Annotated in this window: 26 protein-coding genes and 1 riboswitch; of the genes, 11 read left to right on the top strand and 15 right to left on the bottom strand. The window is 63.6% G+C overall.

Annotated elements, in window-relative coordinates:
* Nucleotides 1-11 precede the first annotated feature (11 nt).
* The 11 genes from NA29_RS01310 (at nucleotide 12) to NA29_RS01360 (ending at nucleotide 11,630) form a co-directional block, all read left to right on the top strand.
* Complete coding sequence (locus tag NA29_RS01310; RefSeq protein WP_052252431.1) at nucleotides 12-695, top strand: LrgB family protein; 684 nt, start codon at nucleotides 12-14, stop codon at nucleotides 693-695.
* Between the two features lie 65 nt (nucleotides 696-760).
* Nucleotides 761-886, top strand: a riboswitch (S-adenosyl-L-homocysteine riboswitch).
* A gap of 31 nt (nucleotides 887-917) precedes the next feature.
* Nucleotides 918-2,333, top strand: a complete 1,416-nt coding sequence (ahcY, locus tag NA29_RS01315) for an adenosylhomocysteinase (protein ID WP_039394879.1) — start codon at nucleotides 918-920, stop codon at nucleotides 2,331-2,333.
* A gap of 202 nt (nucleotides 2,334-2,535) precedes the next feature.
* Nucleotides 2,536-2,892, top strand: coding sequence for a phage holin family protein (locus tag NA29_RS01320; RefSeq protein ID WP_039394882.1), 357 nt, complete (start codon nucleotides 2,536-2,538; stop codon nucleotides 2,890-2,892).
* 47 nt (nucleotides 2,893-2,939) lie between these two features.
* Nucleotides 2,940-3,755, top strand: a complete 816-nt coding sequence (locus NA29_RS01325) for a TlyA family RNA methyltransferase (RefSeq protein ID WP_039394885.1) — start codon at nucleotides 2,940-2,942, stop codon at nucleotides 3,753-3,755.
* Nucleotides 3,756-3,781: 26 nt separating this feature from the next.
* The gene (gene metF / locus NA29_RS01330) at nucleotides 3,782-4,612 is read left to right on the top strand and encodes a methylenetetrahydrofolate reductase [NAD(P)H] (protein ID WP_039401983.1); all 831 of its coding nucleotides are present in this window, start codon (nucleotides 3,782-3,784) and stop codon (nucleotides 4,610-4,612) included.
* A gap of 217 nt (nucleotides 4,613-4,829) precedes the next feature.
* A complete protein-coding gene (locus NA29_RS01335; RefSeq protein WP_039394888.1) occupies nucleotides 4,830-6,470 on the top strand; it encodes an ABC transporter substrate-binding protein in 1,641 nt (546 codons plus the stop codon).
* A 198-nt stretch (nucleotides 6,471-6,668) separates the two neighbouring features.
* A complete protein-coding gene (locus NA29_RS01340) occupies nucleotides 6,669-7,673 on the top strand; it encodes an ABC transporter permease subunit (RefSeq protein ID WP_039394891.1) in 1,005 nt (334 codons plus the stop codon).
* 12 nt (nucleotides 7,674-7,685) lie between these two features.
* Nucleotides 7,686-8,606, top strand: a complete 921-nt coding sequence (locus NA29_RS01345) for an ABC transporter permease subunit (RefSeq protein ID WP_039394894.1) — start codon at nucleotides 7,686-7,688, stop codon at nucleotides 8,604-8,606.
* Nucleotides 8,603-9,607, top strand: coding sequence for an ABC transporter ATP-binding protein (locus NA29_RS01350; protein WP_039394896.1), 1,005 nt, complete (start codon nucleotides 8,603-8,605; stop codon nucleotides 9,605-9,607). The genes NA29_RS01345 and NA29_RS01350 overlap by 4 nt, the downstream gene beginning before the upstream one ends.
* A complete protein-coding gene (locus tag NA29_RS01355) occupies nucleotides 9,604-10,632 on the top strand; it encodes a peptide ABC transporter ATP-binding protein (protein WP_174555892.1) in 1,029 nt (342 codons plus the stop codon). The genes NA29_RS01350 and NA29_RS01355 overlap by 4 nt, the downstream gene beginning before the upstream one ends.
* The gene (locus NA29_RS01360) at nucleotides 10,551-11,630 is read left to right on the top strand and encodes a TraB/GumN family protein (protein WP_039394899.1); all 1,080 of its coding nucleotides are present in this window, start codon (nucleotides 10,551-10,553) and stop codon (nucleotides 11,628-11,630) included. Before NA29_RS01355 ends, NA29_RS01360 begins: the two co-directional genes overlap by 82 nt.
* Before the next feature lie 99 nt (nucleotides 11,631-11,729).
* Here NA29_RS01360 and ureG read toward each other — a convergent pair whose 3' ends face one another.
* The 15 genes from ureG to urtB all read right to left on the bottom strand — a co-directional run bounded on the left by ureG (nucleotide 11,730) and on the right by urtB (nucleotide 24,628).
* Nucleotides 11,730-12,368: an urease accessory protein UreG gene (gene ureG / locus NA29_RS01365; RefSeq protein WP_039394903.1), complete on the bottom strand. Its 639-nt coding sequence runs from the start codon at nucleotides 12,366-12,368 to the stop codon at nucleotides 11,730-11,732.
* A 74-nt stretch (nucleotides 12,369-12,442) separates the two neighbouring features.
* Complete coding sequence (locus tag NA29_RS01370; RefSeq protein WP_052252433.1) at nucleotides 12,443-13,168, bottom strand: urease accessory protein UreF; 726 nt, start codon at nucleotides 13,166-13,168, stop codon at nucleotides 12,443-12,445.
* On the bottom strand, nucleotides 13,137-13,880 hold the full coding sequence (gene ureE / locus NA29_RS01375; protein WP_084104133.1) for an urease accessory protein UreE: 744 nt from the start codon (nucleotides 13,878-13,880) through the stop codon (nucleotides 13,137-13,139). Before ureE ends, NA29_RS01370 begins: the two co-directional genes overlap by 32 nt.
* A 69-nt stretch (nucleotides 13,881-13,949) precedes the next feature.
* Nucleotides 13,950-15,650, bottom strand: coding sequence for an urease subunit alpha (gene ureC, locus NA29_RS01380; protein ID WP_039394906.1), 1,701 nt, complete (start codon nucleotides 15,648-15,650; stop codon nucleotides 13,950-13,952).
* Nucleotides 15,647-15,952: an urease subunit beta gene (locus NA29_RS01385; protein WP_039394909.1), complete on the bottom strand. Its 306-nt coding sequence runs from the start codon at nucleotides 15,950-15,952 to the stop codon at nucleotides 15,647-15,649. The genes ureC and NA29_RS01385 overlap by 4 nt, the downstream gene beginning before the upstream one ends.
* Nucleotides 15,953-15,979: 27 nt before the next feature.
* Entirely contained in the window at nucleotides 15,980-16,657 is a 678-nt protein-coding gene (locus NA29_RS01390) for a HupE/UreJ family protein (protein WP_084103356.1), read from the bottom strand.
* 82 nt (nucleotides 16,658-16,739) lie between these two features.
* Nucleotides 16,740-17,042, bottom strand: a complete 303-nt coding sequence (locus NA29_RS01395; protein ID WP_039394912.1) for an urease subunit gamma — start codon at nucleotides 17,040-17,042, stop codon at nucleotides 16,740-16,742.
* A gap of 46 nt (nucleotides 17,043-17,088) precedes the next feature.
* Nucleotides 17,089-17,811 (bottom strand): amino acid ABC transporter ATP-binding protein, encoded by a 723-nt coding sequence (locus NA29_RS01400; RefSeq protein WP_039394915.1) that lies wholly within the window; start codon nucleotides 17,809-17,811, stop codon nucleotides 17,089-17,091.
* Nucleotides 17,798-18,448 (bottom strand): amino acid ABC transporter permease, encoded by a 651-nt coding sequence (locus tag NA29_RS01405; RefSeq protein WP_039394919.1) that lies wholly within the window; start codon nucleotides 18,446-18,448, stop codon nucleotides 17,798-17,800. Before NA29_RS01405 ends, NA29_RS01400 begins: the two co-directional genes overlap by 14 nt.
* Entirely contained in the window at nucleotides 18,445-19,125 is a 681-nt protein-coding gene (locus NA29_RS01410) for an amino acid ABC transporter permease (protein ID WP_039394922.1), read from the bottom strand. The genes NA29_RS01405 and NA29_RS01410 overlap by 4 nt, the downstream gene beginning before the upstream one ends.
* A gap of 268 nt (nucleotides 19,126-19,393) precedes the next feature.
* On the bottom strand, nucleotides 19,394-20,236 hold the full coding sequence (locus NA29_RS01415) for an urease accessory protein UreD (protein WP_039394925.1): 843 nt from the start codon (nucleotides 20,234-20,236) through the stop codon (nucleotides 19,394-19,396).
* A complete protein-coding gene (gene urtE / locus NA29_RS01420) occupies nucleotides 20,236-20,937 on the bottom strand; it encodes an urea ABC transporter ATP-binding subunit UrtE (RefSeq protein ID WP_039394928.1) in 702 nt (233 codons plus the stop codon). Before urtE ends, NA29_RS01415 begins: the two co-directional genes overlap by 1 nt.
* A gap of 2 nt (nucleotides 20,938-20,939) precedes the next feature.
* A complete protein-coding gene (urtD, locus tag NA29_RS01425; protein ID WP_039394931.1) occupies nucleotides 20,940-21,806 on the bottom strand; it encodes an urea ABC transporter ATP-binding protein UrtD in 867 nt (288 codons plus the stop codon).
* The gene (gene urtC / locus NA29_RS01430) at nucleotides 21,803-23,005 is read right to left on the bottom strand and encodes an urea ABC transporter permease subunit UrtC (RefSeq protein ID WP_052252435.1); all 1,203 of its coding nucleotides are present in this window, start codon (nucleotides 23,003-23,005) and stop codon (nucleotides 21,803-21,805) included. The genes urtD and urtC overlap by 4 nt, the downstream gene beginning before the upstream one ends.
* A complete protein-coding gene (gene urtB / locus NA29_RS01435) occupies nucleotides 23,006-24,628 on the bottom strand; it encodes an urea ABC transporter permease subunit UrtB (protein ID WP_072633169.1) in 1,623 nt (540 codons plus the stop codon). It lies immediately after the preceding gene.
* Between the last annotated feature and the right edge of the window lies 1 nt (nucleotide 24,629).

Genomic DNA, 24,629 nt, shown 5'->3' on the forward strand with positions numbered 1-24,629 from the left:
AGAGAATTGTGATGAATCATACGGCGCTCCTGCTACTCGTTCTCACCGTCTTCTTCTATTACGTGTCGAAGCGCCTTTATGCGCGCTTCGGCAAGGTGTGGCTCGGCCCGGCGATTCTCGCGCCGATCCTCGTCATCGGCGTGATGATCGGCGGCGATATTTCATATACGACGTACATCGCCGATTCCCGCTGGCTTGTGTGGCTGCTCGGGCCGACGACCATCGCCTTTGCGGTGCCTATTTACGAGCATCGCGACATCATCCGCCGCCATGCCTTTGCGCTGACGTTCGGCGTGCTGGTCGCCATGGTCGTGGCCGTCGGTAGTTCGTACGTGCTTGCGCGGCTGTTCGAATTGCCGCCGGAAATGGCGCGCAGCCTGCTTGCACGTTCGATCTCGACGCCGTTCGCGCTTGTCGTATCGGATCAGGTCGGCGGTTCGCGCGATCTGGTCGGCCTCTTCGTCATCATCACCGGGCTGATCGGCATGTTGCTGGGCGAGGCGCTTCTGTCGTGGCTGCCGCTGCGTACCCGTATGGCGCGCGGTGCGCCGTTCGGCGCGGGCGCTCATGGCTTTGGTACGGCCAAGGCGCGCCAGATCGGTGGCGAAGAAGGTGTCGTCGCCAGCCTCGTCATGATGATCAACGGCGTACTCATGGTGCTCGCCGCTCCGCTGATCGCCCATCTTCCCGTCTGATAAAAATAACCCTTCGGACGTCGCCCCTGCCGTAACTTCGCGCATCAGTTTTGCTACAATGCCGGGGTCTTGAGGAGCGTTGCGACAGCCGAAGTGCTGCCAGGCTCAAGATCCTTCCTATTGGCCCCGCCGGCCGCCGGATTACCCCCGGATCGTTGGCGCGTGGGCCCCAAGAACGGCGCTCACGTCCCAACTATCTAGACTTTAGAGAAAGGAGGCGTGATGAACGCCGTAGTCGATTCGAAATTCTCCGATTTCCACGTTGCCGATATCAATCTGGCGGCATGGGGCCGTAAAGAGCTGACCATTGCCGAGAGCGAAATGCCCGGTCTGGTCGCGACGCGTGCCGAATTCAAGGCCAGCCAGCCGCTCAAGGGCGCGCGCATTGCCGGCTCGCTGCACATGACCATCCAGACGGGCGTGCTTATCGAGACGCTGACCGCGCTGGGCGCCGAAGTCCGCTGGGCTTCGTGCAACATCTTCTCGACGCAGGACCACGCCGCCGCCGCCATCGCTGCCGCGGGCATTCCGGTCTTCGCGTTCAAGGGCGAGTCGCTCGACGAGTACTGGGAATACAGCCACCGCATCTTCGAATGGCCGAACGGCGAGTTCGCCAACATGATCCTCGACGACGGCGGCGACGCCACTCTGCTGCTGATTCTCGGTAGCAAGGCCGAGAAGGATCTGTCGGTCGTGGCCAACCCGACCAACGAAGAAGAAGTCGCGTTGTACGCCGCCATCAAACGTCACATCGCAATCGATCCGCAGTGGTACAGCAAGCGCCTGTCGCAGATCAAGGGCGTGACCGAAGAGACGACCACCGGTGTGCACCGTCTGTACCAGATGGAAAAGGACGGCACGCTGCCGTTCCCGGCCATCAACGTGAACGACTCGGTCACCAAGTCGAAGTTCGACAACCTGTACGGCTGCCGTGAGTCGCTGGTCGACGGTATCAAGCGCGCCACCGATGTGATGATCGCGGGCAAGATCGCCCTCGTGGCCGGTTACGGCGACGTGGGCAAGGGCTGCGCACAAAGCCTGCGCGGTCTGGGCGCGACGGTGTGGGTCACGGAAATCGATCCGATCTGCGCACTGCAAGCCGCCATGGAAGGCTACCGTGTCGTGACGATGGAATACGCAGCCGACAAGGCCGACATCTTCGTGACGGCGACGGGCAACTACCACGTGATCGATCACGACCACATGGTCGCCATGAAGCATCAGGCCATCGTCTGCAACATCGGTCACTTCGACTCGGAAATCAACGTGGCGTCGACCCGCAAGTACGAGTGGGAAAACATCAAGCCGCAAGTCGATCACATCATCTTCCCGGACGGCAAGCGCATCATTCTGCTGGCTGAAGGCCGCCTCGTGAACCTCGGTTGCGCCACGGGCCACCCGTCGTTCGTGATGAGCAACTCGTTCACGAACCAGACGCTCGCCCAGATCGAACTGTTCGTGCACGGTGCGAAGTACAAGAACAGCGTGTACGTGCTGCCGAAGCATCTGGACGAGAAGGTCGCGCGCCTGCACCTGGGCCGCATCGGTGCCGAACTGACTGTGCTGAGCGACGATCAGGCGAAGTACATCAGCGTCGACAAGAACGGTCCGTTCAAGCCGTCGCACTACCGTTATTGATCGGTTGACGTTGCCGCGCGGGGCGTCGGCACGTCGCATGGAGGAATGCGACGCATCGACCCGGCGCGGTAACGCGTGGTGAAGCCACGGCCGTGCGATGGCGTCAGTTGCCGTTGTGTCCGCCGGGGCTTGCCGGACTCGAATTTCTCACCGCCGGTGCGGGCATGCATGCCGTGCACCGGCAAGTTTTACGGAGCTTGCCATGCGTCTGCTGCTGATTTGGCTCATCAATGCCATCGCGCTTCTCGTTTTGCCGTACATCGTGTCGGGCGTTCAGCTCAAGGGCATCGGCACGGCGCTGATCGTCGCGGTCGTGCTTGGCCTGATCAACGCGTTCCTGCGCCCGCTGCTCGTCGTGCTCACGCTGCCGGTCACCGTGGTGACGCTGGGGTTGTTCATCTTCGTCATCAACGCACTGTTGTTCTGGCTCGCGTCGCATGTCGTCAAGGGCTTCGAAGTCTCCGGCTTCTGGGCGGCGCTCTTCGGCTCGCTGCTGTACAGCCTGATTTCGTGGATTCTCTCGGCGTTGGTGTTCGGCGACCGCGTCTCCAACGTGTAAGTGTCGACGGCCATCCGTCGACAGTTCTTTGCAGGAAATTCGTAGTCATGTCGCAAGCTCTTCGTGCCGATCAGGCCCTCGTCTCCCGAGGACTGGCGGCGTCGCGCACTGTCGCTCAACGTCTGATCGATGCCGGACGCGTGTATTACGCCGGCACCGAGACGGCGCTCAAGAAAGCCAGCCAACCGGTGGCGAGCGACGAGGAACTGGAAGTGCGTGCCGCGGCCGACGGATTGCCGGACGAAGACCGGTACGTGTCGCGCGGCGGCCTCAAGCTGGCGGGCGCACTGGTCACGACGGGACTCGACGTGACGGGCCGCGTAGTGCTCGATGTCGGTCTGTCGACCGGTGGCTTCGCGGACTGCCTGTTGCAGGCGGGCGCGGCGTATATCGTCGGCGTCGACGTGGGACACGGACAACTGCATCCGCGTTTGATGGGCGAGCCTCGGCTCGCGTCGCTCGAAGGGATCAATGCGCGACACCTGTCGCGCGAGATGCTCGATGCGCGTTTGACGGAAGTCGTATCGGATGGTGAGCTGAATGCTGTACCGGAGGCGGGCTTCGATCTGATCGTGGGCGATGTGTCGTTCATCTCGCTCACGCTAGTGTTGCCCGCTGTAGCGCCGTTGCTTGCGCCGGGTGGCGACCTGCTGATGCTGGTGAAGCCGCAATTCGAAGTGGGACGGGAGCACATCGCACGCGGTGGCCTCGTGAAAGACACCGCGCAGTATGCGCAAGTGGAGACAAAAATCCGCGCCGCCTGTGAAGCGCTCGGACTGACGGTGGCCGCGTGGCTCGACAGTCCTATCGCGGGCGGCGACGGCAACCGGGAGTTCTTCGTGCACGCCAGACGTGCGGCATGAACGGCTCCGAAGATAACAAGACGATCATGACGCAACCTTCCTTCAGTTTCGAATTCTTCCCGCCCAAGACTGCCGACGGCGCGGAGAAGCTGCGCGCGACGCGTGCGCAACTGTTTCCGCTCGGCCCGAAGTTCGTTTCGGTGACGTTCGGTGCGGGTGGCTCGACGCAGCAGGGCACGCTCGACACCGTCATCGAAATCCAGCGCGAAGGCGTGGACGCCGCACCGCACTTGTCGTGCGTCGGCTCGACCCGCGACAACATCCGCGACATTCTCACGACCTACCGCGATCACGGCATCCGTCACATCGTGGCGCTGCGTGGCGACCTGCCGTCGGGCATGGGCGAGATCGGCGAGTTTCGCTACGCGTCGGAACTGGTCGAGTTCATTCGCGCAGAGACGGGCGACTGGTTTCACATTGAAGTCGCGGCTTACCCCGAATACCATCCGCAGGCCAAATCGCCGCGACACGATCTCGAACACTTCGCCAACAAGGTGAAGGCCGGCGCGAACGCGGCCATCACCCAGTATTTCTTCAATGCGGATGCTTACTTCCGCTTTGTCGACGACGTCGCCCGCCTCGGCGTGGACGTGCCGATCGTGCCGGGCATCATGCCGATCACGAACTACTCGCAGATGATGCGCTTCTCGGAAATGTGCGGTGCGGAAGTGCCGCGCTGGATCGCCAAGCGGCTGGAAGGCTTTGGCGACGACCGCGAAGCCATCCGCGCCTTCGGTCTCGACGTGGTGTCGGCGCTGTGTGAGCGCTTGCTGAAGGAAGGCGCGCCGGGCCTGCACTTCTATACGCTCAATGCGGCGGCAGCAACCAAAGCCATGTGGCAGCGGCTCGGCCTGTAAGGCGCCGCCGGGCGGGGCGCGCGCAATCTTTTCTGCCCGATGACCGCTCAGGAAGTCAATCCTAATCAAAATTGAGTGATTTCCTAATCAAAAACGCCACAAATGGGCGGTTTAGTAGGGATTTGGCGTGTTGTTACGTAGGTGAAGGTTAAGTAATATCCCTCGTGGGCTCGGCGGCTGATCGTCGCCGGGCGTCAACTCAAAATACGAGGAGCCTATGAAACAGACTCACACCCTGCGTTTGCTGTTGGCTGCAACCGTGCTTGCCGGAGCGGCAGTGATCCCGCCCGCGGCAGCCGTCGAGCTCCCGAACAAGACCCTCGTCTACTGCTCCGAGGGCAGCCCCGCCGGTTTCGATCCGGGGCAACTGACCACCGGCACCGACTTCGATCCCGCCGACGCCATTTACAACCGCCTCGTCGCCTTCGTGCCGGGCGAGACGGCCACGACGCCGTCTCTGGCCGAGAAGTGGGACATCTCGCCGGACAACAAGGTCTACACCTTCCATCTGCGCAAGGGTGTGAAGTTCCACACCACCGAATACTTCAAGCCCACGCGCGACTTCAACGCCGAAGACGTGAAGTTCACGTTCGACCGCATGGGCGACCGCGAGATGCCGTTCCGCAAGGCTTACCCGGCGGAATTCCCGTACTACGTGGACATGGGCCTGCAGGCCGACATCGAGCGCATCGAGATCGTCGATCCGTACACCGTGCGCTTCGTGCTCAAGAAGGTCGACGCACCGTTCATCCAGAACCTGGCCATGTCGTTTGCGTCGATCCTCTCGAAGGAATACGCAGACAAGCTGATGGCGGCGAACAATCCGCGCGACATCGCACTCAAGCCGGTCGGCACCGGCCCGTTCATCTTCCGTAGCTATACGAAGGACGCCACGCTGCGCATGGACGGCAACAAGGAGTACTGGAATACGAACCTGCCGCCGAAGGTGGGCAAGCTGGTGTTCGCCATCACGACGGACGCCAACGTGCGTATCCAGAAGCTCAAGCGCAACGAGTGTCAGGTGGTGACGTACCCGCGCCCGGCGGACGTCGATGCGCTCAAGGCCGACATTCAGGCACAGGGCAAGGCGTCGAAGATCAAGATGCCGGATCAGGTGGGCTTCAACCTCGGCTACGTGGCGTACAACGTCAAGAAGGCGCCGCTCGATCGCGTGGAAGTGCGCCAGGCGCTCGACATGGCGATCAACAAGAAGGCGATCCTCCAGTCTGTGTATGGCTCGGCCGGACAGTTGTCGAACGGCGCGCCGATGCCGCCGACGCAATGGTCCTATGACAAGAACATCAAGTCGGCCAGCTACGATCCCGAAAAGGCCAAGGCGCTGCTCGACAAGGCGGGCGTGAAGGGTATCGAGATCACGCTGTGGGCCATGCCGGTGCAACGTCCGTACAACCCGAATGGCAAGTTGATGGCCGAGATGATTCAGGCCGACTGGGCCAAGATCGGCGTGAAGGCGAACATCGTCACGTACGAATGGGGTGAGTACATCAAGCGCGCCAAGGCGGGTGAACACGATGCCATGCTGATTGGCTGGACCGGCGACAACGGCGATCCGGACAACTGGCTCGGCGTGCTGCTCGGCTGCGACTCGATGAACGGCAACAACTTCTCGAAGTGGTGCTACAAGCCGTTCGACGATCTCATCAAGCAGGCGCGTCAGACGACCGACGTCAAGGAGCGCACCAAGCTCTACACGCAGGCGCAGGACATCTTCGCGCAGCAACTGCCGTTCTCGCCCATCGCGCACTCGACGCAGTACAAGCCGATGGCCACGAACGTGAAGGGCTTCAAGCTCAGCCCGTTCAGCCGTAACAGCTTCGCTGGTGTATCGCTTGATTAAGTTCAGTCAAGCTCACTAAGCCGTACGACGTTTCACCGACAAGTAGAAAGCCGACTGGCCCGGCCGCCGCGCCCGGGCCAGTTCGCAGCACCCGGACGGAAGATCGTCCACGACTGACAAGATTCACTAACGCGGCAATGCGCCACTTGTCCCTGCGCCGGGGACGGGCGGCGCGCGACGCCCCCACGGAACATTCCTATGCTGAGATTCGTCCTGAGACGACTAGGCATGGTGATCCCGACGTTCATCGGCATCACCGTCCTCGCGTTCGCGCTCATCCACCTCATACCCGGCGATCCGATCGAAGTGCTGGTGGGCGAGCGCAATCTCGACCCCGTCATGCACGCCGAAGCGATGAAGCGGCTCGGGCTCGACCAGCCGCTCACCACGCAGTATTTCGTCTATCTGAAACACGCCGCACAAGGCGACCTCGGCCGCTCCATCGTCACCAACGAAGGCGTGCTGCACGAGTTCTTCGCCCGCTTCCCGGCCACGCTGGAACTCGCCCTCTGCGCGATGATCTTTGCGCTTGCCGTCGGTTTGCCAGCAGGCGTTGCCGCTTCGCTGCGGCGAGGCAAGATGCTCGACCACACCACCATGGGCGCTGCGCTCACCGGCTACTCCATGCCGATCTTCTGGTGGGGGTTGCTGCTCATCATGCTCTTCTCCGTCGACCTCCAATGGACACCCGTGTCCGGGCGCATCGGCGTGGAATTCGACGTGCCGAGCGTGACCGGCTTCATGCTCATCGACACCTTGCTCTCGGGAGATGAAGGCGCGTTCGCCTCGGCGGTCAGCCACCTGATTCTGCCGACCATCGTGCTCGGCACCGTGCCGCTCGCGGTGATTGCCCGCATGACGCGCTCCGCCATGCTCGAAGTGCTGCGTGAGGATTACATCCGCACGGCACGCGCGAAGGGGTTGTCGCCGTGGCGCGTGATTGTCGTGCATGCGCTGCGCAATGCGCTGATTCCCGTCATCACGGTGATCGGCCTGCAAGTCGGCACGCTGCTCGCGGGTGCGGTGCTGACCGAGAACGTCTTCTCGTGGCCCGGCATCGGCAAGTGGCTGATCGATGCGATTCTTCGACGCGACTATCCGGTGGTGCAGGGCGGCATTCTGCTCATTGCGACGGGCGTGATTCTGGTCAACCTGCTGGTCGACGTGCTCTATGGCGTCGTCAACCCGCGCATCCGGCACTGAAGGAGGTCAACAATGAGTGACACGCCTGCTACGCTGCCGCCTCCCGCTGCCGTCACGGCCACGCCGCGCGCGCGCCTGATCCGGGAGTTCCTGCGCAGCTTTACCGCTAACCGTGGCGCGACTGTCGCGGCCATCATCCTGTTGCTGATGTTCGCGGCTGCGCTGCTCGCACCGCTCATCGCCCCGCACAGTCCCATCGAGCAATACCGCGACTTCGTGAAGATTCCGCCGGCGTGGTTCGAGGGCGGCAACGCACGCTTTCTGCTCGGCACCGACGAAGCCGGACGCGACATTCTTTCGCGCCTGATCTACGGCGCGCGGCTGTCGTTCTGGATCGGTCTGTCGTCGGTGGTGCTTTCGCTGATTCCGGGCATTCTGCTCGGGCTGCTGGCGGCGTTTTTCCCGCGCTGGCTCGACACGCCGATCATGCGTCTGATGGACATGATGATGGCGCTGCCCTCGCTGCTGCTGGCAGTCGCCGTGGTGGCTGTGATCGGCCCGGGCCTTGCCAACACGACCATCGCGATTGCGATCGTGACGTTGCCCGCGTACGTGCGTCTGACGCGTGCGGCGGCCATCGGCGAACTGCAGCGCGAGTACGTCGTCGCCTCGCGCATGGCCGGGGCGGGCACGCTGCGCCTGATGTTCTCGACGGTGCTGCCGAACTGCGCGGCACCGCTCATCGTGCAGGCGACGTTGAGCTTCTCGGTGGCCATTCTCGACGCGGCGGCGCTCGGCTTTCTCGGCCTCGGCGTGCAGCCCCCGCTCGCGGAGTGGGGCTCGATGCTCGCGTCCGCACGCGACTATATGGAAAGTGCCTGGTGGATTGTGACGCTGCCGGGACTTGCGATCGTCATCTCGGTCCTTGCCATCAACCTGGTCGGTGACGGCCTGCGCGATGCCCTTGACCCCAAACTGAAACGCATCGCATGAGCCTGCTCTCCATTCGAAATCTATCGGTCGACTTCGACGGCGCACGCGCGGTCGACGCCATCGACCTCGACGTCGGCCAGGGCGAAATTCTTGGCGTGGTCGGCGAATCCGGTTCCGGCAAGAGCGTGACGATGCTCGCGCTCATGGGGCTTATCGACGCCCCCGGTCACGTCACCGCCGACGAAGTGCGTTTCGACGGCCGCGACTTGCTTCACGCATCCAAACGCGAGCGCCGCAATATTGTCGGGCGAGACGTCTCGATGATCTTTCAGGACGCGCTCACCAGTCTGAATCCGAGCTTCACCATCGGGTATCAGATTGGCGAGGTACTGCGCCGTCACATGGGATTGCGCGGACGGGCGCTGCGTGAGCGGATCGTCGAACTGCTGGAACAAGTCGAGATTCCCGACGCCGCCAACCGGCTCGGGGCTTATCCGCACCAGCTTTCGGGCGGGATGAACCAGCGCGTCATGATCGCGATGGCGATTGCGTGCCGTCCCAAACTGCTGATTGCAGACGAGCCGACGACTGCGCTGGACGTCACCATTCAGGCGCAGATCATGGCGTTGCTGCTGCAACTGCAGAAGGACTACGGCATGTCGCTCGTGCTGATTTCCCATGATCTCGCGGTCGTGGCGGAAGTCGCGCACAAGGTGGCCGTCATGTATGCGGGGCAGGTCATCGAAGTCCAGCAGGTGCCAGCGCTGTTCGACGCGCCGCATCACCCTTACACAGAGGCGTTGCTCTCCGCGATTCCGGAACATAACCGGGGCGTGCGCCGATTGCGCACGCTACCGGGCGTGGTGCCGGGGCGAGACGACCGGCCCGCAGGTTGTCTGCTGTCGCCGCGCTGTCCCTATGCCGACGATCATTGCCGCGAGGTGCAGCCTGCGCTGACGCCTTATGTCGGGCCGAGCGCGGTGGGTTCGCCGATGGTGCGGTGTTTCAAGCCGTTGCCGCATGAAGTGGCGATTGGACAGTCGACGGGAGGGGTGCGATGAGCGAAACGATATTTGCCGCGCCTCCGGCCAGTCCGCAGGCGAGTGCGTCGGACAACCGCGTAGTGTTGGCCGCGCAGGATCTGACGCGTTTTTACACGGTCAACCGTGGGTTGCTGCGCGGGCAGGCGAGCGTCAAGGCGCTGAACGGGGTGTCGTTCGAGTTGAAAGCGGGTCGTACGCTGGCAGTGGTTGGCGAGTCGGGGTGCGGCAAATCGACGCTGGCGCGGGTGCTGACGTTGATCGAGACGCCTACGTCCGGCAGGCTCTTCGTCGACGCGACCGAGACCACGGCGGCGTCGGCGGGCGAACTGGCGCCGTTGCGCACGCGCATCCAGATGGTGTTCCAGAACCCGTACGCGTCGCTCAACCCGCGCAAGACGGTGGGACAGGCGCTCGACGAACCGCTGGCCATCAATACGTCGCTCAGTCGCGCCGAGCGGGGCGAGAAGATCGCCGCGATGATGCGCACCGTCGGCCTGCGTCCGGAACATGTAGCGCGTTACCCGCACATGTTCTCGGGCGGTCAGCGTCAGCGGGTGGCGATTGCCCGTGCGATGATCCTGTCTCCGGCGATTGTGGTCGCGGACGAGCCCGTTTCGGCCCTGGATGTCTCAATTCAGGCACAGATCCTGAATCTTTTCATGGATTTGCAGGACCGATACGCGACGAGTTACGTATTCGTGTCGCATAATCTCGCGGTGGTCGAGCATGTGGCCGACGACGTCATGGTGATGTACCTCGGCCGCGCGGTCGAACACGGTCCCAAGGCCGCCGTGTTCGGCAAGCCGCTGCATCCGTACACGAAGGCATTGATGTCGGCGACGCCGGCGATCAAGGCGTCCGAGCGGCGGGTGAAGATTCCGCTGATCGGCGAGTTGCCGTCGCCGCTGCGCCCGCCGCCGGGGTGTGCGTTTGCGCCGCGCTGTCCGTATGCGGTTGACCGATGCCGTCAGGAAGTGCCGCAATTGCGAGAGCTCGAAGGACGTCGGGTGGCGTGCCATCGGGTCGAAGAGATAGAGGGATAAAGAGATTGGGTGGACCACCACGCGCGACGCATGTGCGCCGGGGCGTTGCATTGACCGGCTGGCTGCTGGGTTGCTTGCTGATGACGCTGGCCGTCACGCTGGACGCGGCGACGACCGCCGTTGCGCGCACGGTGGCACCGCGAACGTTCCCGTTGGTGGTCCCCGAGCCCGGCGAACCGCCGCCGGGCGCCAATCTCCCGTTCTACGAAGCGCGCAAGGGCGACATGACCATCTACGTGATGGGCACGTTGCACGTGGGCAAACCCGACGACTATCCGTTCCGCAAAGTGGTGGTCGATGCGCTGCGCGTGTCGAAGGTGGTGGCGTTCGAGCTGTCGCCCGACGACCTGACGATGTCGCAGGACGACGTACAGAAATACGGCATGTGCTCGCGCGCCTGCCTGCCCAGGCTGATCCCTGCGCCGCTCTGGCGTAAGTTGCGCGACCGTCTCAAGGGCAATCCGGCGATGCTCGCCGAGATTCGCCACATGCGCCCGTGGCTGGCGGCGTTGCTCGTCGAGACGCTGGATTCGATGGGCGCCGACCTCCAGACCGAGTACGGCACGGAAAATCAGTTGGAGAACATCTATCGTGGCCGCATCGTCGGCCTCGAGTCGCTTGCCGAGCAGATGGACGCGTTCACCGGCCTGACGGCGGCGCAGCAGAACGAGTTGCTGGCGCAGGAGCTGGTGCTCACGCCGAAGACGGCGACGGCGCAGGTGGAGGAGTTGCACCGCCTGTGGCGCGCGGGCGATGCCGAACTGGTGTTCGACTGGTCGCAAAGCAAGGCGCTGCAAGTACGACGCAATGCGGCGTTGGCCGACGCGATCGACGAGCGCATTCTCTACTCGCGCAACCGTCGCTTTCTGGCGCGCATGTTGTTTCTGGCGGACCCGGGCAAGCCGGTGTTCGTCGCGGTCGGCACACTGCATCTGGGCGGCCCGCACGGCATTCTCCAACTGCTTCGCGAGCACGGCTTTTCGGTCGCCCAGCGATAAGTCGGTCGGGACATCAGAGAACCAGGCGATCCGCTTAGGAATCGCCCGAGAAATCTCCAGACCCGATTGGACACCCGGCGACCCGCTTCTGATCTCACCTCACGCCAGCATCCCTCGTGCTTCGATGAAGCTGATGATCTCCTGAAGACCTTTCCCTTCCTTCATATTGCCCATCACGAACGGACGCATGCCGCGCATCTTCTGCGTGTCGGAGCGCATGATGTCGAGCGACGCGCCGACATAAGGTGCAAGGTCGGTCTTGTTGATCACCAGCAAGTCGGACTTTGTGATGCCCGGGCCGCCTTTGCGGGGGATCTTCTCGCCACCGGCCACGTCGATGACGTAAATCGTCAGGTCCGACAACTCGGGGCTGAACGTCGCGGCAAGATTGTCACCACCCGATTCGATGAACACGACATCCGCATCCGGGAAACGATCCAGCATGCGCTCGACAGCTTCGAGATTGATTGACGCGTCCTCGCGAATCGCCGTGTGCGGACAGCCGCCCGTCTCCACGCCGAGAATCCGCTCAGGCTCCAGCGCACCGGCGACGGTGAGCAAACGCTGATCTTCCTTCGTATAGATGTCGTTGGTGATGACGACCAGGTCGTAGCGATCGCGCATCGCTTTACAGAGCATCTCGGTCAACGTGGTCTTGCCGGAGCCGACCGGGCCTCCGATGCCGACACGCAGCGGCGGATTCTTTTTGGTGCGACGGGCGTTGGCGGATATCGTCATGGCGTATGTCGTGGTGGTGGTGATTGAAAGATGACGCAGGAAATGACGAATAAGACGACGCGAAAACCTGCGTCTTAAGAACGGAACAGCCGTGAATACTGTGTTTCGTGGCGCGAGGCCAGAATGGCCAGCGCCGGGGAAAACGTGTTGATCTGATCGTCCGGCAACGACGCGGCCCGATGGGCGGCGTCGACCACGCGCGGACGTAATGCAACGATGACTCGCTGTGCCGCCAACTGCCCGAGCGGCACTGCCTTGAGCGCACCGGCGACCTGATTCTCCAGCCAACTGAATGCGTAAGCGACGAGCGTATCGGGCAGCGGTGCACCGTGCGTGAGCGCGGCGAAGGCGAAGGCCGTCGGTAGCGCAATCGGTTTGAGCGACGACAGATGCTCGCGTAGTTCGGCATCGCCCCATTCGAGCGACACCGCGAGTTGGGTGAGCGACCAGCCCATCTGCTCGGTCTCGGCGCGTAGCTCTGCGGTCTCACGCGTGGCGAGCAGCCAGTCGTTGATGTGTCGTAACGCAGCGACATCCCGCGCTTGCCAGTGACGCCATTGGCGCGCCAGCAGCGCCATTTCACCCGTGGTGAATACGCCGTCGAGCTGACTGGCGATCCAGCGCTCGGCGCTAGGCGCGTCGTGGATGACGCCGTGCTCGACCGCTGCTTCGAGGCCCTGAGAATAGCTGAAGGCGCCGATGGGCAGCGCGGGCGAGGCGAGATGAAGCAGCGCCGCGAGCGATTGCAGCGACGCCGCCGCAACCGGCTCAGTGAGAGGGCTGGGCAGGCTTGCCGTCATCGGTCGGATTCACTGAAGCGGGTTCACCACCGGAGTCGGCGGCGTGATGGTGGCCACAATCCGGGCCATGAACATGGTCATGGTCGTGCGCATGATCGTGACTATGCGAATGCAAATGCGAGTGATCGTGACCGCAGCCTGGACCATGAACATGCCCGTGTTCATGCCCGTGGTCGTGGCCGTGATCATGATCATGACCGTGATGCTCGTGAAACACGCGCTGTGCGAGTTCGAAGTCTTCGGCGTAAGTCGCGTCGTGACCGTGCTTGTGACCGCCGCCGTATGCACCGGCCTCCGGCTCGAAGGGCATCAATGCTTCGGCGACGTCGACATCGAGCCGCAGCAGCATGTCGCGCAAGACCGGGTCGTATTCGAGCTTGAGGTATCCGTCGCCCACTTCGACCGGGGTATGACGATTGCCGAGGTGATACGCCGCGCGGGTGAGCGCGAGGGCGGTCGGTGCGCTCACGAGCAGCACGGTTTGCGCCGCCGCTTCCACGCGGATGAACTTCCCGTCGTCTGCGACGAGCACATCGCCCCCGCGCAACACGGTGCCGCGCGGCAAAAACAGCGCGACCTCTTCACCGGTCTCCAGCGTCGCACGAAGACGGCTCTTGCTGCGCGCGTCGAACGGCAGCACGAGCGCCGGGGCGCGGCGCGCGAGCGGGGCAGCGATGCGTCCCGCTTCGAAGCGCTTCTCGACACGGCGCAAAGCCGTGGTCGACGACGGAGGGTTCCCGGATGCGGAGAGTTCGGAATCTTGCGACATGGCTCGGCGAGGTCAGAAAAGAAAGTAGCGTTGGGCCATGGGCAATACGGTGGCAGGCTCGCACGTCAGCAGTTGCCCGTCGGCAATGACCTGATAGGTCTCGGGATCGACGCTGATGTTCGGCAGCCAGTCGTTATTGATCATGTTGGCCTTGGTCACCTGCCGGATATTGCGTACCGGCACGATGCGTTTGGCCAGCCCGAAACGACCGGCCACGTCGCCATCGTACGCTGCTTGCGAGACGAACGTCAGCGACGTGCGCGCCAGCGCGCCTGCCCGTGCGCCGAACATTTCGCGGTAATGCACCGGCTGCGGCGTCGGAATCGACGCATTCGGGTCGCCCATCAGCGCCGTCGTGATCATGCCGCCCTTGAGAATAAGCGACGGCTTCACGCCGAAGAACGCCGGTTCCCACAACACCAGATCGGCCCACTTCCCGACTTCGATGGACCCGATTTCATGCGCCATGCCGTGCGTGATCGCCGGGTTGATCGTGTACTTCGCAACGTAGCGTTTCACACGAAAGTTGTCCGACGCCGACGGGTCCGTCCCCAGTGCGCCGCGTTGCACCTTCATCTTGTGCGCCGTCTGCCAGGTGCGCATCACCACTTCCCCGACGCGCCCCATGGCCTGCGAATCCGACGAAATCATCGACAACGCGCCGAGATCGTGGAGGATGTCTTCGGCCGCAATCGTCTCGCGACGAATGCGCGACTCGGCAAAGGCAATGTCCTCCGCAATCGCCGGATCGAGGTGATGGCAGACCATCAGCATGTCGAGATGTTCGTCGAGCGTGTTGACGGTGTAAGGCCGCGTCGGATTGGTGGACGACGGCAGCACGTTCGGTTCGCCGCAGACCTTCAGAATGTCCGGCGCGTGGCCGCCGCCGGCACCCTCGGTGTGATACGTGTGGATCGTACGGCCCTTGATGGCCGCGACGGTCGCTTCGACGAAGCCACCTTCGTTGAGCGTGTCCGTGTGAATCGCGACTTGCGTGTCGGTGGCGTCGGCCACCGAGAGGCATGCATCGATGGCCGCAGGCGTCGACCCCCAGTCCTCATGCAGCTTCAGACCGATGGCCCCCGCTTCGATCTGCTCCATCAACGGCGCGGGCTGACTGACGTTGCCTTTGCCGAGAAAGCCGAGGTTGATGGGCCAGCCGTCGGCGGCCTGCAACATGCGCTCCATGTGCCACGGTCCTGGCGTGCAGGTGGTCGCATTGGTGCCCGTCGCGGGACCGGTGCCGCCGCCCAGCAGCGTCGTCACACCCGACGACAGCGCTTCTTCGATCTGCTGCGGGCAGATGAAGTGAATATGCGAATCGATGCCACCGGCCGTGACGATCATGCCTTCACCGGCGATGACTTCGGTCGCGCCGCCGAGCGGGATCGTCACGCCGGGCTGGATGTCGGGGTTCCCGGCCTTGCCGATGCCCCAGATGCGTCCGTCCTTCAGGCCGATGTCCGCCTTGACGATGCCCCAATGGTCGATGATGACGGCATTGGTAATGACGGTGTCGACCACGTCCGCGCGGGTGCGTTGCGATTGCCCCATGCCGTCGCGAATCACCTTGCCGCCGCCGAACTTCACTTCTTCGCCGTAGATCGTGTAGTCGCGTTCGATCTCGACGATGAGTTCCGTATCGGCCAGACGCAACCGGTCGCCCGTGGTGGGGCCGAACATTTCCGCGTAGGCGCGGCGAGAGATCTTCATAGCGCCCCCATGACGCGACCCGCGAAACCATAAACGCGGCGGTCACCCGCCAGCGCGACGAGTTCTACCGTGCGTTGTTGCCCCGGTTCGAAGCGAACGGCGGTCCCCGCGGCGATGTTCAGCCGAAAGCCGCGCGCCGCTTCGCGATCGAATTGCAGGGCGTCGTTGACTTCATAGAAGTGGAAGTGCGAGCCGATCTGGATCGGACGGTCGCCGGTGTTGGCCACGGTCACGCTGACGGTCTCACGCCCCTCATTGAGCGTGATGTCACCAGCGGCGGGGAGCAGTTCTCCGGGAATCATGAGCGTCTCCTGGCGGCAGCAACCGGATCAGGCGGCTGCCACGAGCAGCGTTACGCCATAGGCCAGCACGCCTGCACCCAGCACGCGCGGCACCCACGCCGTGCGATGGCGCAGCGCCACACCGGCAGCGATGCCGAGGCAGTGCAGCGTGCCGGTCGCGACGAGGAAACCGGCCATGTAATGCATCGCGCTCGCTTCGGTCGGCAGCTCGGCGCCGTGGGCGAAACCGTGGAAGACGGCAAACGTGCCGACGACCGCTGCGCCCGCCCATCCCGGCAGTTGCGCACGCGTCGCGAGCATCAGACCGAGGACGAGCAGCGAGACGGCGATCATCGGCTCCACGCCGGGCAGGGAGAACCAATGCATCATGCCGAGCAGGCCGCCGGCCGCGAGCATGGCGACGAACGCGAGCGGTGCCGCCCAGACGCGTTTGGACGTCAGCGAACTCCACAGCCCCACGACGATCATTGCGCAGAGGTGATCCGCGCCGGTCAGCGGGTGCAGGAAACCGGCGGCGAAACTGCTCACGGCGTCATGACCGGGATGCCCCGGGTGGGCCAGCGCGACACCCGATGTGGCGAGCAACGCAAGGCCGGTCGCCACGCGGGCACGGACCGTAGCGTGGCGAGGACGACCGGCGTCGGTCGAGCGGGCAGAGACGGGGGGCGCATTGTGCGCGTCAATCGTGTGTTCGAGGCGAGCCATGGGGGGCATCCTTAAAGTGCAGCGAAATGTTGTTGTCTATGGTTACAGCTGACAGACGAAGCGGTCGACGCGGACCGTCACGTCATGGAATCGGGTGATGCACGGTGACGAGCTTGGTGCCGTCGGGAAACGTAGCTTCGACCTGAATGTCGGGAATCATTTCGGGCACGCCTTCCATGACGTCGTCACGCGTGAGCAGCGTCGTGCCGTAATGCATCAGGTCGGCGACGGTGCGTCCGTCGCGCGCGCCCTCCATCAGTGCGGCGCTGATGAACGCCACGGCTTCCGGATAGTTCAGCTTCAGGCCGCGCGCGCGCCGACGCTCGGCCAGCAGGGCGGCGGTGAAAATGAGCAGCTTGTCTTTTTCGCGGGGGGTGAGCTTCATCGTGACGAGTGAATTTCAGTGCGAAGGGTGGGCAAAGGGTGACGTGTCATTGTGCGATGAACCGCTGCAATTCCGGCGTTGCGGGTTGCGTGAAGAGCTGTTCCGGATCGCCGGACTCCCAGATCTTCCCCTGATGCATGAACACCACGCGATCCGATACATGACGTGCAAAGCGCATCTCGTGCGTGACGAGAATCAGCGTCATGCCTTCGGCGGCGAGGTCTTCCAGCACCTTGAGCACTTCCGCGACGAGTTCGGGATCGAGCGCCGAGGTGATCTCGTCGCACAGTAGCACCGAAGGATGCATCGCAAGTGAACGGGCAATCGCCACGCGTTGCTGCTGACCGCCCGAGAGTTGCGACGGGTAGCTGTCGAACTTGTCGGCCAGCCCCACTTTGGCGAGCATCGTGCGGGCGACTTCGCGGGCCTCGTGCTTCGCAGTCTTCTTGACGACCTTCTGCGCGAGCATCACGTTTTCGCCCGCCGTCAGATGCGGAAACAGGTTGTACTGCTGGAATACCATGCCGACCTTCAGACGCAGCGCGCGAAGATCGGTGTCGCGTGCACCGACCAGCACGCCGTCCACGTCCACGCTACCCGCATCGAACCGCTCAAGACCGTTGAGTGTGCGCAGCAGTGTGCTCTTGCCCGAGCCGCTCTTGCCGATGATCGACACGACCTGACCGCGCTCGACATCCATGTCGATGCCACGCAGCACGGGGTTCTCGCCGAAGCGCTTTTGCATGCCCCGGACCTTAATTAGCGACATGGAGTTTCCTTTCGAGATGACGCGCCCACAGCGACAGCGGATAGCAGGCGGCGAAGTAGAGCAGCGCAACGAGGCCGTACACGGTGAACGGCTGGAACGTCGCATTGGTGAGCATGGTGCCGGTCTTGGTGAGTTCGTCGAAGCCAATGATCGACGCGAGCGCCGTGCTCTTGACGACCTGCACCGAGAAGCCGACGGTCGGCGCAATCGCGATGCGCAGCGCCTGCGGAAGGATCACGTGACGCAGTTGTTCGCCGTAACGCATCGCCAGACTGGACGACGCCTCCCATTGACCGTGCGGAATGGCGTCGACGCAGCCGCGCCAGATTTCCGTCAGGTAAGCGCTCGTGTAGAGCGTGAGACACACGGCCGCGGCCACCCACGGCGACACTTCCAGCCCGAGCAACGGCAGTCCGAAGAACACCAGAAAGAGCTGCATGAGCAGCGGGGTGCCCTGAAACACTTCGATGTACAGCGCCACGGCGCGCGCGGCCCATTGCACGCGCCCGACGCGAATCACCAGAAGCAGCAGCGCGACCAGGCCGCCGCACACGAAGGCGATGGCGGATAGCGCAAGCGTCCAGCGTCCGGCGAGGATCAGCCCGCGCAGCATGTCCACGATAGAGAACTCGGTCATCGCGCGCCTCCCTTGACCATGCCGCGAAACAGTCGTCGTGCGGCGCGCATCAGTACACGACGAAGCGCGATGGCGAGCACCAGATAGAGCGCGGTGACGATCAGGTAACTCTCGAAGGCGCGGAATGTGCGCGACTGCACGAAGTTGGCCGCATACGACAGATCGGGGACGGAGATTTGCGACACGACGGCCGAACCGAGCATCACGATGACGATCTGACTGGCGAGCGCGGGGAACACCTTGGCGAACGCTTGCGGCAGGATCACGTGACGCAGGATTTGTCCGCGCGTCATGGCAAGCGAGAGACCGGCTTCGGACAGCCCGCGCGGTACGGCACGCATGCCTGCGCGAATGATCTCGGTCGCGTATGCGCCGAGGTTGAGACTCATGGCGATGATGGCGGCGCTCGTTTCGTCGATATGAATACCGACGCTGGGCAGCCCGAAGAAGATGAAGAACAGCTGAACGATGAACGGCGTGTTGCGGAACAGCTCGACGTACAGTCCGGCGAAAAACCTGAACCCGTTCGAACCTTCCTCGCGCGCGGCGGCGCACAGCGCACCGATGACCACGCCGATGACCGTGGAGACGGCTGTGAGCGCAATCGTTAGCGCGGCACCGCGCACGAACAGCGCGAAGTACTGCCGCAGGTCGGCGAAATCAAGGACGTAGTGCATTAGGCGGCATGAGGTGAAAGGGGGGATGCAAAGGATCGGCGCATCTGGTCAGACCGGTCGATACAGTGAGGTAGCAGGATTCGTGCCTGGCGCTGTCGGGTGCTGCGCAGGCTTGCAGGAAGCCGCGGCGGGGTCCGTCGATCAACGAAGTGGGGGAGAGGTAGAACGTCCGATTCGTTTTCGGTGCGCCCGATTTTGGTGCGCGAAAACGCTGGTGTCGAAGGTGTGATGCCGACGTTGTCACCATATTGGTGCGTCGGCATCGCCTTCACGTCGCCCAGATCCGAAGCGGCTCGGCCGGTGCCCCATGCACGATCGGACGTAGCTTGAGCCAATGAGCGATCAGCAATTGGCGCACCGTCTCCATCTCTCGGCCGAGCACGCGCAACACGAGGACATTACCGGGCAGGCACGTGATACCGGCACGGATGTCCTCGCTGAACGGCAGTCCCTCGGCCAGGGTCTCGGCCAACTCGCGTGTACAGGCTGGCCCGACCGCCCAGAGTGCCGCGAACACGGGGAAGCTCGCGAGGCCGGTCGCGCCGGTGCGCTGTGGATCATCCGCCCCGAGCACCGCCTGCTCCGCCCACAGCAGACGATCCTGCGCGTCGCGCAGTGCGAAATTCGAGCGCCAGCGGCCTTCTGTCCACTGCTCACCTGCCGCCTGACGGCCGAGCAGCGTCGCGTCCCAGCCGATGACGGTCGCGTTCTCGCCAAGACGCACCGTCACGCGCTGACGCGCATCCGCATGCTCGAACACGATGTTCTCCAGCGGCAGCCAGTCGAGCTTCGCGCCGTCGTGCACCGTCAGCGTAATGTCCTGCGTGCCAAAGCGGCCTTGCGACTTGTACCACTTCGTCGCACCGGGCGTCGTCAGCACGGCGTGGCTGTCGTGGCCGACATCGATGTCGATGGACAACGCGTCGCCACCCGCGATGCCGCCGGGCGGATGCACGACGACCGCGTGACAGATGCCGGGGCCTTCCGGATGCAACGACTTCTGTACGACGAGTGGCCCCTGATGACGGCGCGTTGCGAGCACCGTGCGGGCGTGATGGCGCTCGAAGCCGAGCGTCAGCTCGGCGTGCCAGCCGGTTTCCGTCGACGCCATCACACCGCCACCATGTGCCGTACGCCGTCGGCTTCCATGTTCTTGCCCAGTCCGCTTGCGACGATGGCGCCGCGGCTCATCACGCGATAGTGGTCGGCGAGCTCAAGTGCGAAGTCGTAGTACTGCTCGACGAGCAACACCGTCATGCCGCGCTCGTCCACCAGACGTCGCAGCGTGCGACCGATGTCCTTGATGATCGACGGTTGAATGCCTTCCGTCGGTTCGTCCAGAATCAGCAGTTGCGGGTCGCTCATGAGCGCGCGCCCGATGGCGAGTTGCTGTTGCTGCCCACCGGACAGATCGCCGCCGCGTCGCTGCTTCATGTCGCGCAACACGGGGAACAACTCGTAGATGTCGTCCGGTACGCCGCGCTTCGCTTCACGCGACGGGCGGCTTGCGGCTCCGATCAGCAGGTTCTCTTCGACGGTGAGGCGCGGGAAGATCTCGCGACCTTGCGGCACGTACGCCATGCCGCTCGACACGCGGGCATAGGACGGGGCCGACGTCAGCGTCTTGCCGCGCCACGCGATGCTGCCCGACTTCACCGGCACCACACCCATGAGGCATTTGAGAAGCGTCGTCTTGCCCACGCCGTTGCGTCCCAGCAGCACGGTGAGTTGTGCGTCGGGCACCGTGAACTCCACGTTGCGCAGGATGTGACTACCGCTGTAGAACTGATTGAGTGCGTGAATTTCCAGCATGGTCAGCGTCCCAGATACGATTCGATCACGCGTTCGTCGCGTTGCACGGCGTCGAGCGTGCCTTCGGCGAGTACCCGGCCTTCGGCCATCACGGTGACGAGACCGGACTCCCCCGCGAGCGCGGCGACGAATGCCATATCGTGCTCGACCACCATCATCGAGCAATGTCCGCGCAGACGGTTGAGCAACTCGGCCAGTTGGGCCGTCTCTTCGTCGGTCATGCCAGCGGCGGGCTCATCCAGTAACAGTAACTGCGGCTGCTGCATCAGCAACATCCCGATCTCGAGTCGCTGCTTCTGACCGTGCGACAACTGACCCGCGCGCACATGCGCCTGATGCTCCAGATGCGTGAGCGCCAGCACTTCCTCGACGCGCCGTTTGATGGTCGGCGTCAGCACGGCCCAAAGCGCGTGGAACCAGCGCTTGTCCCCCGCGCACGCGAGTTCGAGATTTTCCCAGACGCTGTGATGCTCGAACACCGTCGGCTTCTGGAACTTGCGCCCGACCCCCGCCTGCGCGATGGCCGGTTCGTCCAGACGCGTGAGGTCGAGTGTCTGACCTAGGAAGGCGCGTCCCGAGTCGGGGCGCGTTTTGCCGGTGATCACGTCCATCATCGTCGTTTTACCTGCGCCATTGGGGCCGATGATGCAGCGCAGTTCGTCCGTCTTGATCGACAGCGACAGATCGTTCAACGCGCGAAAGCCGTCGAACGAAACGCAGATGTTCTCCAGATACAGGATGAGACCGTGCGACGTGTCGATTTCACCGGGCACCACGAGGTGCGACATGCCCGTCGCGTCGCCGCTGACCGAAACGGAAGCCTGCGGCGCATCGGCCTGCTGCCAACTGATGTCGTAGTCGGGTCTCATGCGCGGTCTCCGGAAACGGAATGGGGCACGTCGCCTTCCGCAGCGACGGGGGCGTGGCGCTCGCGCTTGCGCGTGAGTTGCGTGACCAGACCCATCACGCCTTGCGGCAGCAGCAGTGGCACCAGCACGAACATCGCGCCGAGGAAGAACAGCCAATATTCAGCGAAGTAGGCGGTAAAGAAGCTCTTCGCACCGTTGACGATGAACGCACCGGCAATCGCACCGACGAGTGAGCCGCGTCCGCCGATGGCGACCCAGATCGCCATTTCGATGGAGTTGACCGGGGCCATTTCGCTGGGGTTGATGATACCGACCTGCGGCACATAGAGCGCACCGGCGATGCCGCACAGCATGGCCGACAGCGTCCAGACGAACAGCTTGTAGCTGAGCGGTCGATAGCCGAGGAACATGGCGCGGGACTCCCCGTCGCGAATGGCGGTGACGACGCGTCCGAACTTCGAGACCACCAGTGCGCGGCACAGCAGGAACGCGCCGACCAGCACGGCGAACGTCACCAGAAACAGCACCGTGCGCGTGTTCGCCGAGGTGATCGAGTAGCCCAGAATGCGCTTGAAGTCGGTGAAGCCGTTGTTGCCACCGAAGCCGGTCTCGTTGCGATAGAACAGCAGCATGGCGGCGAACGTCAGCGCTTGCGTGATGATCGACAGATAAACGCCCTTCACGCGCGAGCGGAACGCCAGATACCCGAAGAGCCACGCGACCACGCCCGGCAGCGCCACGACGAGGAACATCGCCCAGGCGAAGTGCTCGGTGCCGGTCCAGTACCACGGCAGTTCCTTCCAGTCGAGGAACACCATGAAGTCGGGCAGATCGCTGTGATACACGCCGTCACGCCCGATGCCGCGCATGAGATACATCCCCATTGCATAGCCGCCGAGCGCGAAGAACAGACCGTGCCCGAGGCTCAGAATGCCGCAGTACCCCCACACGAGATCGAGCGCCAGTGCGGCAATCGCGTAGCACATGATCTTGCCGACGAGCGTCATGGCATATGCCGACAGATGCAACGGATGTGTAGCGGGCAGTACCAGCGCACACACCGGGACGATCACCATCACCGCCAGCACGAATGCCAGCAGCACCGGGGCGACGTGTTTCGGTAGCAGGCGTGCACGCGCGGGCACGTCCAGTGGCACCGTCGGGGCGACGCCGTCAGGTAGAAAGTTCGACGTCTGCATTCAGGCCTCCGCACTGCGCCCTTTGAGCGCAAACATGCCCTGCGGGCGTTTCTGGATGAACAGCACGATCAGGATCAGCACGGCGATCTTCGCGAGCACGGCACCCCACACGGGTTCGAGCAGTTTGTTGGCGATGCCCAGACCGAATGCGCCGACGATCGTCCCCGCGAGTTGGCCCACGCCGCCCAGCACCACGGCCATGAACGAATCGATGATGTAGCTCTGACCGAGGTCCGGGCCGACGTTGCCGATCTGCGAGAGGGCGCAGCCGCCGAGACCGGCAATGCCCGCACCGAAAGCGAAGGCGTAGCTGTCCACGCGTCCCGTTTTCACGCCGACGCACGCGGCCATCGAACGGTTCTGCGTCACAGCGCGAATGAACAGGCCGAGGCGCGTGAGATTGAGCACCGACCACGTGAGCGCCACCACGACCAGTGCGAACACCAGAATCACGATGCGGTTGTACGGCAGCATCAGATTCGGCAGCACAGCGACACCGCCGCTCATCCACGACGGATTGATGACCTCCACGTTCTGCGCGCCGAACAGCGTACGCACCGCCTGAATCAGGAGCAGGCTGATACCGAACGTGGTGAGCAGCGTCTCCAGCGGACGTCCGTACAAATGCTTGATGACGGTGCGCTCCAGCACGAATCCGAGCGCGGCGGCCACGACGAACGCGGCGGGCACGGCGGCGACGAGGTAGAAGTCGAACGCCCCCGGCAGGAAGCGCTGGAATAGCGTTTGCACGACGTAGGTGGCATACGCGCCGACCATCAGAAACTCGCCGTGCGCCATATTGATGACGCCGATCAGGCCGTAGGTGATCGCCAGACCGAGTGCGGCGAGCAGCAGCACGCTACCGAGTGACAGACCGGCGAACACCGTGCCGAAGAACTCACTGCGGCGCTGTGCGGCGGCCAGTTGTGTGAGCGCGATGTCGGCGGCGCTGCGTACCGTGGCGTCGGGCTCGGCATAGGTGCCGTCCGCTTGCCTGGCGACGATGGGCAGCAGCAGGTCGCGCATCTGCGGATCGCCAGCGGAGGCAATCAGATCGATGGCTTCACGGCGTTTCTTCGGATCGGTGTCGTGCAGGGCCGATTGCGCCCAGAGCTGATCGAGACGTTTGAGCAACGCGGGATCGATCTCCTTCTGACGCGCTTGTTCGATCAACGTCTTGAACGCGGGCGACGGGTTCTGCAACATCGTGTCGATGGCTTGCGCACGGGCGTCGTGATCGGTCGACAGCAGCGCACCGGCGGCGGCGGCCGTTGCCACCTTTGCGCGCAGCACGTTGTTCAGCGTCAGCGACCCGGCGTCGTCGGCTTTGACGGGCGCACCCGTGATCGGATCGACGTATTTGTCGTCCTTCTGAATCGCGAGGCGCTCGCCCACGGTCACGGCCGAGTCGTCGGCCAGTGCCTTGAGGAGTGCAGCCGCCTGCGGCGAACCGTCGGCGGCGAGGTGATCGATGGCTTGTGCCTTGGCGTCGAAATCGTCGCCCGCGAGGGCGGTAAGGTCGGCGTCGGTGACGGCGGCACGTGCGGGGTGGGAGAGGGTCAGCGCAGCGCCCAGTGAAAGCAGGACAAGGGCGGCAGCGGTCCAGCGTCTTATCGTTATCATG

Source organism: Pandoraea sputorum, from assembly GCF_000814845.2.
Lineage (GTDB): Bacteria > Pseudomonadota > Gammaproteobacteria > Burkholderiales > Burkholderiaceae > Pandoraea > Pandoraea sputorum.

What these genes read in the sequence shown, in the direction of transcription:
- NA29_RS01310 (WP_052252431.1), top strand. Translation starts at nt 12, where the DNA reads ATGAATCATACGGCGCTCCTGCTACTCGTTCTCACCGTCTTCTTCTAT.
- ahcY (WP_039394879.1), top strand. Translation starts at nt 918, where the DNA reads ATGAACGCCGTAGTCGATTCGAAATTCTCCGATTTCCACGTTGCCGAT.
- NA29_RS01320 (WP_039394882.1), top strand. Translation starts at nt 2,536, where the DNA reads ATGCGTCTGCTGCTGATTTGGCTCATCAATGCCATCGCGCTTCTCGTT.
- NA29_RS01325 (WP_039394885.1), top strand. Translation starts at nt 2,940, where the DNA reads ATGTCGCAAGCTCTTCGTGCCGATCAGGCCCTCGTCTCCCGAGGACTG.
- metF (WP_039401983.1), top strand. Translation starts at nt 3,782, where the DNA reads ATGACGCAACCTTCCTTCAGTTTCGAATTCTTCCCGCCCAAGACTGCC.
- NA29_RS01335 (WP_039394888.1), top strand. Translation starts at nt 4,830, where the DNA reads ATGAAACAGACTCACACCCTGCGTTTGCTGTTGGCTGCAACCGTGCTT.
- NA29_RS01340 (WP_039394891.1), top strand. Translation starts at nt 6,669, where the DNA reads ATGCTGAGATTCGTCCTGAGACGACTAGGCATGGTGATCCCGACGTTC.
- NA29_RS01345 (WP_039394894.1), top strand. Translation starts at nt 7,686, where the DNA reads ATGAGTGACACGCCTGCTACGCTGCCGCCTCCCGCTGCCGTCACGGCC.
- NA29_RS01350 (WP_039394896.1), top strand. Translation starts at nt 8,603, where the DNA reads ATGAGCCTGCTCTCCATTCGAAATCTATCGGTCGACTTCGACGGCGCA.
- NA29_RS01355 (WP_174555892.1), top strand. Translation starts at nt 9,604, where the DNA reads ATGAGCGAAACGATATTTGCCGCGCCTCCGGCCAGTCCGCAGGCGAGT.
- NA29_RS01360 (WP_039394899.1), top strand. Translation starts at nt 10,551, where the DNA reads ATGCCGTCAGGAAGTGCCGCAATTGCGAGAGCTCGAAGGACGTCGGGT.
- ureG (WP_039394903.1), bottom strand. Translation starts at nt 12,368, where the DNA reads ATGACGATATCCGCCAACGCCCGTCGCACCAAAAAGAATCCGCCGCTG.
- NA29_RS01370 (WP_052252433.1), bottom strand. Translation starts at nt 13,168, where the DNA reads ATGACGGCAAGCCTGCCCAGCCCTCTCACTGAGCCGGTTGCGGCGGCG.
- ureC (WP_039394906.1), bottom strand. Translation starts at nt 15,650, where the DNA reads ATGAAGATCTCTCGCCGCGCCTACGCGGAAATGTTCGGCCCCACCACG.
- NA29_RS01385 (WP_039394909.1), bottom strand. Translation starts at nt 15,952, where the DNA reads ATGATTCCCGGAGAACTGCTCCCCGCCGCTGGTGACATCACGCTCAAT.
- NA29_RS01390 (WP_084103356.1), bottom strand. Translation starts at nt 16,657, where the DNA reads ATGGCTCGCCTCGAACACACGATTGACGCGCACAATGCGCCCCCCGTC.
- NA29_RS01395 (WP_039394912.1), bottom strand. Translation starts at nt 17,042, where the DNA reads ATGAAGCTCACCCCCCGCGAAAAAGACAAGCTGCTCATTTTCACCGCC.
- NA29_RS01400 (WP_039394915.1), bottom strand. Translation starts at nt 17,811, where the DNA reads ATGTCGCTAATTAAGGTCCGGGGCATGCAAAAGCGCTTCGGCGAGAAC.
- NA29_RS01405 (WP_039394919.1), bottom strand. Translation starts at nt 18,448, where the DNA reads ATGACCGAGTTCTCTATCGTGGACATGCTGCGCGGGCTGATCCTCGCC.
- NA29_RS01410 (WP_039394922.1), bottom strand. Translation starts at nt 19,125, where the DNA reads ATGCACTACGTCCTTGATTTCGCCGACCTGCGGCAGTACTTCGCGCTG.
- NA29_RS01415 (WP_039394925.1), bottom strand. Translation starts at nt 20,236, where the DNA reads ATGGCGTCGACGGAAACCGGCTGGCACGCCGAGCTGACGCTCGGCTTC.
- urtE (WP_039394928.1), bottom strand. Translation starts at nt 20,937, where the DNA reads ATGCTGGAAATTCACGCACTCAATCAGTTCTACAGCGGTAGTCACATC.
- urtD (WP_039394931.1), bottom strand. Translation starts at nt 21,806, where the DNA reads ATGAGACCCGACTACGACATCAGTTGGCAGCAGGCCGATGCGCCGCAG.
- urtC (WP_052252435.1), bottom strand. Translation starts at nt 23,005, where the DNA reads ATGCAGACGTCGAACTTTCTACCTGACGGCGTCGCCCCGACGGTGCCA.
- urtB (WP_072633169.1), bottom strand. Translation starts at nt 24,628, where the DNA reads ATGATAACGATAAGACGCTGGACCGCTGCCGCCCTTGTCCTGCTTTCA.